Origin of the sequence: Coleofasciculus sp. LEGE 07092 (assembly GCF_015207375.1) — a bacterium.
GTDB lineage: Bacteria > Cyanobacteriota > Cyanobacteriia > Cyanobacteriales > Coleofasciculaceae > LEGE-07092.
Genome location: NZ_JADEWY010000170.1, coordinates 1 through 12,018 on the forward strand (window position 1 = coordinate 1; position 12,018 = coordinate 12,018).

Annotated in this window: 9 protein-coding genes; 8 read left to right on the forward strand and 1 reads right to left on the reverse strand. The window is 44.8% G+C overall.

The window, feature by feature from the left end; genetic code table 11:
* Positions 1 to 65 precede the first annotated feature (65 nt).
* The 3 genes from IQ257_RS26630 to IQ257_RS30405 all read left to right on the forward strand — a co-directional run bounded on the left by IQ257_RS26630 (position 66) and on the right by IQ257_RS30405 (position 1,352).
* Positions 66 to 437, forward strand: coding sequence for a hypothetical protein (locus IQ257_RS26630; RefSeq protein ID WP_193880039.1), 372 nt, complete (start codon positions 66 to 68; stop codon positions 435 to 437).
* A 234-nt stretch (positions 438 to 671) separates the two neighbouring features.
* Complete coding sequence (locus IQ257_RS26635; protein WP_228061055.1) at positions 672 to 1,157, forward strand: class I SAM-dependent methyltransferase; 486 nt, start codon at positions 672 to 674, stop codon at positions 1,155 to 1,157.
* A gap of 9 nt (positions 1,158 to 1,166) precedes the next feature.
* Positions 1,167 to 1,352: a hypothetical protein gene (locus IQ257_RS30405; RefSeq protein WP_228061056.1), complete on the forward strand. Its 186-nt coding sequence runs from the start codon at positions 1,167 to 1,169 to the stop codon at positions 1,350 to 1,352.
* Positions 1,353 to 1,517: 165 nt separating this feature from the next.
* Here the strand turns inward: IQ257_RS30405 and IQ257_RS26640 are convergent, their stop codons facing one another.
* The gene (locus tag IQ257_RS26640) at positions 1,518 to 2,927 is read right to left on the reverse strand and encodes an adenylate/guanylate cyclase domain-containing protein (protein ID WP_193880042.1); all 1,410 of its coding nucleotides are present in this window, start codon (positions 2,925 to 2,927) and stop codon (positions 1,518 to 1,520) included.
* 355 nt (positions 2,928 to 3,282) lie between these two features.
* On the opposite strand from IQ257_RS26640, the gene IQ257_RS30410 reads away from it, so the two are divergent.
* The 5 genes from IQ257_RS30410 (at position 3,283) to IQ257_RS26670 (ending at position 11,646) form a co-directional block, all read left to right on the forward strand.
* Positions 3,283 to 8,688, forward strand: a complete 5,406-nt coding sequence (locus IQ257_RS30410; protein ID WP_228061057.1) for a CHAT domain-containing protein — start codon at positions 3,283 to 3,285, stop codon at positions 8,686 to 8,688.
* Between the two features lie 267 nt (positions 8,689 to 8,955).
* A complete protein-coding gene (locus IQ257_RS26655) occupies positions 8,956 to 10,152 on the forward strand; it encodes a caspase family protein (protein ID WP_193880045.1) in 1,197 nt (398 codons plus the stop codon).
* A gap of 100 nt (positions 10,153 to 10,252) precedes the next feature.
* Positions 10,253 to 10,477: an AbrB/MazE/SpoVT family DNA-binding domain-containing protein gene (locus IQ257_RS26660; protein WP_193880047.1), complete on the forward strand. Its 225-nt coding sequence runs from the start codon at positions 10,253 to 10,255 to the stop codon at positions 10,475 to 10,477.
* Positions 10,474 to 10,866: a type II toxin-antitoxin system death-on-curing family toxin gene (locus IQ257_RS26665; protein ID WP_193880050.1), complete on the forward strand. Its 393-nt coding sequence runs from the start codon at positions 10,474 to 10,476 to the stop codon at positions 10,864 to 10,866. Before IQ257_RS26660 ends, IQ257_RS26665 begins: the two co-directional genes overlap by 4 nt.
* Positions 10,867 to 11,031: 165 nt before the next feature.
* Positions 11,032 to 11,646, forward strand: a complete 615-nt coding sequence (locus IQ257_RS26670; protein WP_193880053.1) for a Uma2 family endonuclease — start codon at positions 11,032 to 11,034, stop codon at positions 11,644 to 11,646.
* Positions 11,647 to 12,018: the final 372 nt, after the last annotated feature.

Sequence of the window (12,018 nt, forward strand, 5' to 3'; positions counted from 1 at the left end):
GCTCCCCCTGCTCCCCCTTGCGATATAAGATCTGCCTAGACCTCTCTTTTATACTGGAGTGCTTCGTGTATTATTTTCCGGAACCGCCCTATTTGCTATTAGTTATCGGTTTGTTAGCTGGGATTAGCTCTGGTGCAGCCTTTGAAGCTACCCTCAAACAAAAAGTACAGGCATGGTCAAAAAGCCGTTCTACTCGTGACTTGGCTCAACTCAAAGGATTTCAGTTGCTAGTCCCCTTTTTGGGTATCTCCTTTGGAATTTGCATTTTCTTAGCTGCCGGGTTACAGATTTTTGGTTTTCCCGGATTGCTGGCTTACGTTATCTCCCTGCCCCTAACCGTATTCATTGGTTGGCTGGTTTGGTCGCAGTTGGGTAAACTTTTAGGTCAGTTAGAGCGAGGGGGTTCAAGAGCCTTAGATTTGGACGCTTGGGAGTAGGCGACAAGAAAAGGGCTAGCCTGAATTTCTCACCAACAAGTATACAAAGATGAGGGGGATAGGGGAGAAACTTGTTCCCCACCTTCCCCATTTCTTTCACCACTGATTTGTCAACTTGTGAGAAATTCGAGCTAGAGCGTCGGGACTGGGGACTAGGGAAAAAACTAGCTCCTAGTCCTTTGTAAGCTAATTACTGCATAAAAAAGTAATGTCAATTAAAGGAAATTAGTGACAATGAATCAGATGTTAGAAAAAATATACAATCACGAGCGCCCTGATTCCTTAACTAACAATCTCAGAAAAAAACGGATGGCTTTCTTTATGTCTCTTCTTGCCTTAGTTCCACCTCCCTTAAAAATTCTAGATGTAGGGGGAACGCCCGTGTTCTGGACGGCTTTAGATTTTTGGAATCAAGAGGTGGGAGAGGTAGACATTACTATAGTAAATATAAATCCCAAAATAGATCAACAAAGTCATTCAAATGTTAAGTGTCTAAGGGCTGATGCGAGAGATCTCAGCCAATTTGAAGATAATGAATTCGACGTTGTTTTTTCAAATTCTGTTATTGAACATGTAGGCGATTATGAAGAACAGCATAAAATGGCTAATGAAGTAATGAGAGTAGGAAAAAGATATTTTGTCCAAACTCCTAATTTTTATTTTCCAATTGAGCCTCATTTTGTTCTTCCCTTATTTCAATTTCTTCCAATAGAGTTTTAGGTATGGCTATTGATGAATGTTGGTAATGTCAGGAGTGGTAAAAAAGTTACTAATCCCGAAAATGCTAAGAAAATGATAAATTCAATTAAATTGCTGAGTAAGAAAGATTTTATGAATTTTTTTCCTGATGCCAGTCTTTATGAAGAAAAATTTTGGGGTTTAACTAAATCTTTTATAGTTTATGGTGGATGGTAAAGTCTACCATTACTTTTGTAAAGATATAGATAGATTCATTCCAAGCCCGTCTGCGTGAGATAAAATTTTAGCCTCCGGAGGCAGGCTTTGTTTGTGTAGCTGCGACTTCTAGTCGTTAGGGGTAAAAGGGGGTTAAAACCGTTCCTTCACTAATGCGATCGCCTCTTAACCCTGACAGCGTTCCCAGTAAATTTGAGCCACGGTATCTCCAGGATTTTGGTGTAAGCAATTTCCAAAAAATAGCACCGCTTCCCGAAAATCCCCTTGATTGTAAAGCAATAGCCCTTGTTCAAATAAGGTTTTCGTAGCTAACTTACCCATTTTAATCGCCAGCGGATCGGCATCAAAAACTTCATAGACACTCACTGCCACAGATTTTCCCTTCACCTTCACTCGATCAATGACACGAAAGGCATACTGATTGGGTTCATTTAGCTGGGAAAAGGTATTGTGAGAAATTAAAAGCGCCACCTGATACTCTTTAGTCAGTCCTTCCAAACGAGACGCTAAATTAACGGTATCGCTAATAACCGTACTATCCATCCGCGAAACACCGCCCACTGTTCCCAACATTAAAGAACCCGTATTAATACCAATGCCAATCCTGATCGGCACGTCACCCAATTTTAACCGATTTTGATTATAGTCAGTTAGGCTTTTTAGCATAACAATTCCTGCTCTTACTGCATTATCAGCACTGCCGCTAAAGAGTGCCATAATTGCATCACCCATGTATTTATCAATAAATCCATGATTTTCGATGATAGCAGGTTCCATGCAACTCAAATAGGAGTTGATAAATTGAAAATTTTCCTCAGTTGTCATGTTTTCCGACAAGGCAGTGAAACCACGAATGTCAGAAAACAGTACCGACATTTTCTTCTGTACTTGGTCGCCTAACTGGACATCAACAATGCTTTCTTTATCTAACAACTCTAGAAATTGACAGGGTACAAAGCGCGATAAAGCTTGGTTGAGTTTAAAGAGTTCACTCGTAAATTTAGTCCGTTCGGCTTCCGCTTTTTTACGTTCGGTGATATCTTGGAAAGCAGCGATCGCATAGGCAATTTTACCCCATTCGTCAAAGATGGGTGTTCCCCACACTTCTAAAGGAGTAACCTTCTCACCGTAGTGGATTTCGATATCGTCAGCTGTTGCATTTTCTCCTTTCAAGGCTCGCACGAGGGGCAACTGTTCAATGGGGTAAAGTTGCTCAGTCCCCGCCCTATAAACTTGATACATTTCGGCTAATTGCTCGGCTTGAGTTCCAGGTTGAATTGTTCGTCCAGCCAACTCTTGCGCCCGTTGATTTACATAGTAGAGTTGACCCTTTGCATCCACCACAAGGATACCGACAGGTATGGCTTCTAGGAATTGAAGGAGCCTTCTCTCACTTTCTTTTACCACCTCTTCCGCCTTATTATGCAACTCAGCTTCAACTGTATCAGAATGTTCAGTCGTCGTCTCCAGCAAAATTTCTAAGTCGGCTTTTTCTTCCTTGAGCGCTTCCAGTTTTTGGCGCAGACCGGCAATCTCTAACAGTAACTGCTCTCTAGAAGGTTGTTTTGCTTGCATCGCCGCCGGATTTAGATCTTGACAGCAGCTATTCACAGGTATATTTTACCGCCTTAGATATAAAGAAATGTTTCAAATTTTCAAGAAACACAGGTCTACTTCTCTCTTTATCCTAGGTTGAAAGCTCATTTCGGAAAAAATCCGCAACTATTTCCAATAAAAATGAGGAAGATCAGTTAAGGTAGTTGGTTTGCTAAATTTTTCTCTAATTGGAATAAAAAAAAGAGAGAGTCAGTTGCTGCCCAGCTCGATAGAATCGAAGAACCCTATCAACAAAAAAACCACCCTGCTGATGCGAGAGTTACCACTCATTGGTAGCTAGTTGTTCACGGCATCTTTTTTTTAATAACACCAGATGCTTTTTAAAACGAGAATTCCCAGAGGCGCACCAGTAGTAACACTACTGCTACTAACCTCATCCTTAGAATACGCGATCGCTATTCAATCAGCCCTAGCCCAACCCATAACACCCGCAACCGATGGCACGGAAACGTTTGTTACTCCCAACGGCAACCAACTTGATATCACGGGTGGGCAGTTATCCGAAGATGAAGCCAACCTTTTTCACAGCTTCCAGGAATTTGGACTCAATACCGATCAAATTGCCAATTTCCTATCTAATCCTACTATTCGCAATATCCTGGGACGAGTTGTCGGGAATAACCCATCCTACATTAACGGTTTGATTCAGGTAACAGGCGGCAACTCCAACTTATTTTTAATGAATCCGGCTGGCATCGTGTTTGGTGCCAATGCCCAATTAAACGTTCCGGCATCCTTCACCGCGACTACAGCGACTGGTATTGGGTTTGAGGGTGGCTGGTTTAATGCCTTGGGTGTCAATGACTATAGCAACCTGATGGGTTCCCCGACTACGTTTCAGTTTGAGATATTGCAACTAGGAGCAATTGTGAATGCTGGCAACTTGGCAGTACAACAGGGGCAGAATTTAGCATTAATTGGCGGAAGTGCAATCAGCACGGGTACGCTATCAGCTCCAGGAGGCACTATTACGGTAACGGCAGTACCAGGAAGCAGTCGAGTACGCTTTAGCCAACCGGGACAAATTCTCAGTTTGGAACTCGAACCGCCTGTCGATACAGGGGGGAATTTGCTACCGATTACGCCCCTAACGTTACCGCAATTACTTACAGGAAACAGTATCCCTCTTGAAATGGGAGTAGCGGTTGACTCTTCAGGAACCGTACAGCTAACCGATTCCGGAGTGAGTCTACACGTTGGAGATGTTGCCGTCAAACGGTTAGAGGCTAGAACAGCAACGCTTTCAGCGAAGGGCAATCTAACGCTAATCGAAAGTCAGTTAGTCACGAGTGGGGATATGAACCTGCTGGCGCGGGATACGGTACGGGTGCGAGACAGTGCTGCTAATCCGTTTCTAGCTGAAGCTGGAGGAAATCTTTATATTCAAGGCGATCGCACCATTGATATTTTAGCGCTCAATCACCCGCAAACACCCTTTGTCAGTGGCGGAAATCTAAGTTTAATTAGTGATGGCACTATCTCTGGAGATGCCCACTTTGCTAGTAGGGGACAGTTCTCGATTCTTAATCTATCCGGGGAACCGGGAACCTTTCTCAGTTTCTTCGACCCAGTTATTAGTGCTGATGGGGATGTTGTCTTTGGTGATTATACAGGAGTTTCGCTGAAGGTTGAAGCGACTGGAAGCATTACCGGGGGAACGATTACGATTACCGGAGCCGATAGTTCTGGATCAATTTCTATCTTCGATCCGGATTTCCGTATTTTGACGAATTCTGCAGCTCTAGTTTTGCAAGCTGGCAAAGCCAGTTTAGATAATACTGCCAACCTTCCTCCCGATCTAGTAACACCGGGGGGAACCTTTACCTCTCCCGGAGGATTGACAACCGGAATACTCACGGTTGGCTCTATTTCGACGGATGGAGGACCGATTGTGTTGAACGCTTCAGAGACAATTAATTTAACCGGAAATGCGATCGCCTCCAATGGCGGTGAAATAATTCTTGATAGTCCTCTAATTAATTACAGCAATGACCTTACTATAAACTCTACCGGAAATACCATCAGTTTATTTGGAGAAGCGATCGCCTCAACGGGTAACGATATCACTTTTGAGGGTTCCGTCATCCTCTACAGCGATACTACTACTATTGATTCCGGCGGCGGCACTATTACATTTAACAGTACCGTAGATGCCGCTCACTCCTACGAGTTTGTCAGCGGTAGCCTGACTTGGCTTGATGCCAAAGATGCGGCTGAAGCTAGAACATTACAGGGTGAGTCGGGTTATTTGGTAACGATTACCTCTGAAGGGGAAAATCGCTGGCTGACTACGTTAGGAATTCCTCTCGGTGTCGGTGCTTGGATTGGTGCGAGTGATGCCCAAACCGAAGGAACGTGGCGGTGGGAAACGGGCCCAGAAGCCGGAACGGTATTTTGGCAGGGTGGCGTTAACGGAACGGCAGTTGGGTATGTTGCTTGGGGAGCGAATCAGCCGAGTAATGATATCCCACCACCAGAAGGAGAAGATTATGCTGAATTTAATTTAACATGGAATGATTTGACGAATGACAGCCTTAACCCACAGGGCTATATCGTCGAGTACAGTACAGGAACGTCAGTTTTGAACCTGGCAGCAGGTAGTGGCGACATTAATTTTAGAGATGCGGTGGGGAGTAACATTAACCTAGCCGAGTTGAATATCACCAGCGCTAATCATGTCACTGCCGACTCAACGATTACTGCCACTAGTATCACCCAAACAGCAGGCACTGGTACGACTACCTTCAACGGTGAACTAACAACTACAGGTGTTGATGGCATTAACTTAACGGGTACTAACATTACCTTTAATAGCCCCGTTATCACTTCCAATGGCGGCACTCTCTCTATTAATAATAGCGGTATTCTCACGGTTGCCGATGGAGGAAGTCTGACGTTAGATGGAGCCTTCGAGCAAAATGGCACAGGCTCAGTTTCCCTGGCTGATACTATTACTACCAGCAATGACACGATCAGTTTCACTAGCCCAGTTATACTGACAGGAGATGTCAAACTCGATACGGGAACAGGTATCGGTGATATTACTATTAATGCAGGGATAACGGGTAGTAGTCAGAATTTAGAACTGGTTGCGGGTACGGGTGATATTATCCTCAATAGTGCTGTGGCGATGAATGGCAATTTAACCTTCAGTAGTGCCAACAACATTACCACTAATGCGATCGCGGCTACCAGTATTACCCAAACAGCAGGCACAGGTACGACAACCTTCAACGGTGAACTCCAAACTGACGGTACAGGTGGTATTAACCTTGCAGGTAATAATATTACCGTTAATAATTCTATTACGACCACCAATAGCGGTCAGATTCGCGTCAACAATACTGGCACGTTAACCCTTGGAGCAGGAGCCAACCTCAACCTAGATGGAGCCTTTAGTCAAACTGGGATAGGGAATGTTTTTCTAGCTGGAGCGATTAGAACGAACAATAACGATATCACCTTCACCAGTCCAGTTACACTCACAGGAGCCGTTACTCTCGACACAGGAGATGGAGATATTACCTTTAACAATACCCTGAACGGTACTCAAAACATAGACCTTAGTGCAGGAACAGGTGATATCAACTTTAATGGTGCTGTTGGTAATCTAAACGCTTTGGGTAATTTTGCCATAACTACTGCCAATCAGGTTACTGCCCAAGCAGATATTTCCAGCCTATCGGTTAATCTAACTGCCACTGATGACATCTCGACAAGAGATATTACCGCCAATAGTGGGATTTCCCTCACGAGTTCCACCGCTGCCGTTACTACTGGCAACCTTAACACTTCGGGAAGGAACAGTGGGGGAGCGATCGCAATTTCTGCTCTTGAGCGGATCACAACTGGCTTTCTCGATTCTAGTTCCAGCTTAGGGAATGGGGGTAATGTCAGCCTCGATCCTCTTGGAGATATAGAAGTAGCCGCGATTAACGCCCAAGGGGGAACGAATGGTAGGGGGGGTGAGATTGATATTACCACGGAACGCTTCTTCCGTGCCACGGATACGTTTACGGCTCAAAATGGGAGTCTCGCCAGTATTTCTAGTATTGGTGGAAGTGGCGATGGTGCGATCTGCGCTTCGCAGCAGTGCTTCACTATCGCAATTCGGCACGGTGGCGGGGGAATCATTCCTTTTGATATTGGAGACGCAACAACTAACGGCACAGCCGGAGCAATAACTAGTGGTGATTTTACTATTGCTCCCATTCAATCCTTTCCCTTCACCTATACCGAGGGCAACCTTCAGATTATTAGTATTGATCAACCGATTACTCCCATTGATAATCCCATTGAGCCATCAATTAATCCCGTTATCATTCAACCTCCCGATGAATCCAAAATTTCTCCAGTTGTCAGAGAAATACCCCCTGTAGAAATTGACACCGAAATAGAAGAACTAGAAAACAATATTACAGACACCTATGAAAACTATCTAGGCATCACCGATACACCCACTAAAACCCTAACAGATGCCCGCACTAGCTTAAGCCAAATTGAACAAGAAACTGGGGTTAAACCTGCCCTCATCTATGTCATTTTCGTACCAACCACGACGCCTCCACCTCTCCCTGGAAACGGCATTAAATCCCAATCTGAATTAACTCCCAAGCCCCCCACTGATTCAGGGGGTATATCTTCAACTCAAGAACTTAACCCACTCACTAATCCAACAGCACAAGCCACGGATCAATTAGAACTAGTCTTAGTAACCGCTTCAGGACAACCCATTCGCAAAAAGGTAGAAGGGGCAACGCGGCAGCAAGTCCTTAAAGTTGTTCAAGAATTCCGCAGCACCGTTACAGATAGAGCAAATCTCCAAGGCTATCAATCATCTGCAAAACAGCTTTACCAGTGGTTAGTTGCTCCCCTTGAGGACGATTTAAAAGTCCAACAGATTAACAATCTGGTGTTCATTATGGATGAGGGGTTACGCTCACTTCCTGTAGCCGCACTGGATGATGGCACAGGTTTTATTATAGAACGATATAGTGTCAGTCTTATGCCCAGTCTTTCCCTTACCGATACTCGCTACGTTGATGTGAGAAATCTGAAAGTCTTGGCAATGGGAGCCTCAGAATTTATGAACCAAAGCTCGTTACCCGCCGTACCTGTTGAGTTATCCGTGATTACCAATCAGTTGTGGCAGGGAAAATCCTTTCTTAACGAAGCGTTTACCCCAGAAAATCTCAAAGCAGTACGCGATTCAACTCCGTTTGGTATCATTCATTTAGCCACCCATGGCGAGTTCAAACCCGGTAAGCCGAGTAATTCTTATATCCAGTTTTGGGATACTAAACTAGGACTCAATCAACTGCGACAATTAGGACTGAGTAACCCACCTGTAGAATTAATGGTGTTGAGTGCTTGTCGCTCGGCGTTGGGAGATCAAGAGGCAGAGTTAGGATTTACTGGATTGGCAGTAATGGCTGGGGTAAAGTCAGCTTTAGGCAGTTTATGGTATGTCAATGATGAAGGAACATTGGGGCTGATAACGGCGTTTTATCAGCAGTTGAAAGATGCTCCTGTGAAAGCTGAAGCATTGCGACAGGCTCAACTAGCAATGAGTCGGGGTGAAGTGAGATTAGAAAACGGGCAATTGGTCACTCCTGATGGTACGATTCCCTTATCTTCAGAGCTAGGCAATCTACCTGATCAAAAATTCTCTCATCCTTATTATTGGAGTGCGTTCACTCTCATTGGTAATCCTTGGTAGGAGTTCTACATTAACAGACAAGATGCCTGTTCTACGGGATAATTGTTTCTCGGAAAAGATGCGATCGCACGTTCTGGGTGATGAAAAATTGAGATAGGCTGGCAACGGATGTAAGGGATAAGGTTTGGTTTTGACGGTAACTGGGTATTGTAACCCCAAAGTCCCAACTTGCTGGCTAGTGTTACAAATTTTGAGACGAAGGGTTACGTTTGGGAGGCAGAGCGTTAATCTAAAGCCATTTCACCCATCTTTCCTCAGGAGGTAGTTATGTCTCGCCTTTCTCGTCGTCATTTCTTACAATTCGCTGGTTCCACTCTAGCTGCATTGGGGTTAAACCAGCTATCCATTCCCCAACAGGCAAACCGTTACGGTAAAGTTCTGGCAAAAAGTACCCCGCGTAAGTTGGCGTTATTGGTGGGTATCAATAATTACTCGTCTCAACCGTTACAGGGATGTGTGAATGATGTGGAGTTGCAGCGTCATCTGCTCATTTACCGTTTTGGGTTTAATCCCAAGGATATTTATACCCTGACGGATGAGCAAGCTACAAGGCAGGGAATTCTGGATGCGTTTGAAGAGTATTTGATTAAACAGGCAAAGCCTGGGGATGTGGTAGTGTATCATTACTCTGGGCATGGTTCCCGGGTTCTTGACCCTGATCCGATCGCTTTTGAGTCAGGGAGTAGGAACCAATTAAATGGCACGTTTGTTCCCGTTGATAGTGCGCTGCCGGATGGATATCCCAACCAGGGGGGTGTCGTCGAGGATATTATGGGGCATACGCTGTTCCTATTGATGTCTGCGTTGCCTACGGAAAACTTTACAGCAATTTTGGATAGTTGTTTTTCGGGTGCAGCGACTCGGAAATTTCGGGTACGGGCGCGGGATGGTGGCAGCAATATCCAGATTTCTCCCTTAGAAAAAGACTACCAGGAAAAATGGCTATCCCGTCTGGGTTGGTCGAGAGAGGAATTTGTGAGGCGGTATCAAGAAGGTGTGGCGAAGGGGGTTGTGATTGCGTCAACGAACTTGGATCAATTTGCTGCTGATGCCCGTTTGAATGGTTTCTATGCGGGGGCGTTTACTTATTTGTTGACGCAGTATCTCTGGCGACAGGATAGCACACCGGAGAGGACGATCGCTTCTGTGATTCCTCAGATCCCCCAGGAGTTTAATCAAACCCCCCGCTTTGAGGTGAAGGTGGGGAGTGGGTACGAACGCCAGCCACTCTATTTTATTAATACTCCAAGTCCGGTAGCGGATGTTGTGGTGACGGAGGTTAAGGGGAATCGTGCCAAAGTATGGTTAGGTGGAGTGGATTTGGGAACGGTTGATAGGGGTACGGTGTTTGGGGTTATGGAGGGTTCGGGACGGGTAACGTTGCGATCGCGCGATGGTTTAATGGGAGAGGGAATTGTTGAGGGGGGTGTGAAGGAAGGGATGCTATTGCGGGAGCGGATTTGATAGCGGATGTAACGGATGGTTTTGAGTGGGTTGGGTTTCGACTTCGCTCAACCCAACTGACTAAAGATAATCTTTTGATTCTGCAACTCAAGGTAATGCTATGTATACGCTCAAGATTCAGAGGATTGGTGATTCCTTGGGGATAACTTTACCCCAGGAACTCTTACAACAGCTTAAGGTGGGTGAGGGGGATACGGTGTTAGTGACTGAAACGGCTGATGGTGTTCAAATAACTGCTGGTGAGCCTGAATTTGAACGAGTGATGAACGCTTATAGAAAAGTTAGCCAGAAGTATAAAAATGCGTTACGTGAGCTTGCCCAGTGAACGAACCGTTTTGGATATCTGAGGATATAGCTAGAATTATCCATGCTGATCAAATTGTACAGCATGGGGGGAGTGGGGGGATTAGGGATGAAAATCTGCTTTCAGCTAGTTTAGCTAGACCACGACATCTATTTGCTTATGGTGAACCAACTTTATTTGATTTAGCCGCAGCTTATGGGTATGGTTTGGCGAAGAATCATCCGTTTATTGATGGCAATAAACGGGTAGCGTTTGCTGTGATGGCAACATTCCTGGAAATCAATGGATATACTCTGGATGTTCCAGAGATGGAGGTTGTGGTAATGATGGAAGGGTTAGCGACAGCTCAAGAAAGTCAAGAATCGCTGGCTAGGTGGTTAGAAGAGAATTCAGTTGAGTCTAGGGATTAAGATAGATTATTAATAAATTCGGTAGCGGATTTGGCAGGAGGATGTAACGGATAGTTTTGAGTGGGTTTCGACTTCGCTCAACCCAACCCACTAAAGATAATCTTTTAATTCTGCAACTCAAGGTAAATGAACCAAATAAATCAGTATCACGGAGGAGAAATGGCTATGATACAAACGGCATCCAAATTAATGACTCTAGACGAGTTTTTAGACTGGTATCCTGATGGTTATGGGCGCTTTGAATTATATGATGGAGTCGTTGTCGAAATGCAACCAACAGGAACTCACGAACGGGTAGGAGGGTTTCTTGCTCTCAAACAGGGAATTGAAATTGAACGTCTAGGGCTTCCCTACTTTATCCCTCGGCAATGTATTATTAAGCCGATAGATTCTGACAAGTCAGGCTTTATCCCGGATGTCGTGGTGTTGGATGAGAATGCCCTGGAAGCTGAACCGATGTGGAAAAAACGTTCGGTGATTACCAAGGGTGAAACAGTCCGGTTGGTTATTGAAGTGGTGAGTACCAACTGGCAAGACGACTACTTGATTAAGTTAGCTGAATATGAAAAGTTAGGCATTCCGGAATACTGGGTTGTTGACTATTTAGGTTTGGGAGGGAGGCGCTACATTGGCAACCCGAAGCAACCTACTATTTCGGTTTACCAATTGGTTGAAGATGAGTATAGTGTGAGTCAGTTTAGGGGAAATGAGCGTATTGAATCGGTAACGTTTCCAGAGTTGAATTTGACGGCTGAACAGGTGTTTAAGGTTGGGAAATAGAACCTAGTGGGAACGGATGTGGCAGCGGATTGAGTAACGGATGTAACGGATAAGGTATGGGTACATCTTCTCATTCAGCTATCCACTAAATCTGCTTGTACTTATATCTTGCACCACCCCCCTAGCCCCCCTTATCAAGGGGGGAACAGAAACCAGAAATTAGCTTCCCCCCTTAGCAAGGGGGGACTGAGGGGGGTAAATCAATATGTAGGATGCAAGTTGTAAATAAACTCCATTACCCCATCTGTTACATCCGTTATCAAAATCCGTTGCCAACCTGCATAACCCCCACACCCCCAGAGATAAAAATCAACAGCATCGAGTAAAGTAAACGCAACAGAGTGTAGATGCAGTTATGTCTCAACCCCTCCC

What these genes read in the sequence shown, in the direction of transcription:
- IQ257_RS26635 (WP_228061055.1), top strand. Translation starts at nt 672, where the DNA reads ATGAATCAGATGTTAGAAAAAATATACAATCACGAGCGCCCTGATTCC.
- IQ257_RS26640 (WP_193880042.1), bottom strand. Translation starts at nt 2,927, where the DNA reads ATGCAAGCAAAACAACCTTCTAGAGAGCAGTTACTGTTAGAGATTGCC.
- IQ257_RS30410 (WP_228061057.1), top strand. Translation starts at nt 3,283, where the DNA reads ATGCTTTTTAAAACGAGAATTCCCAGAGGCGCACCAGTAGTAACACTA.
- IQ257_RS26655 (WP_193880045.1), top strand. Translation starts at nt 8,956, where the DNA reads ATGTCTCGCCTTTCTCGTCGTCATTTCTTACAATTCGCTGGTTCCACT.
- IQ257_RS26660 (WP_193880047.1), top strand. Translation starts at nt 10,253, where the DNA reads ATGTATACGCTCAAGATTCAGAGGATTGGTGATTCCTTGGGGATAACT.
- IQ257_RS26670 (WP_193880053.1), top strand. Translation starts at nt 11,032, where the DNA reads ATGATACAAACGGCATCCAAATTAATGACTCTAGACGAGTTTTTAGAC.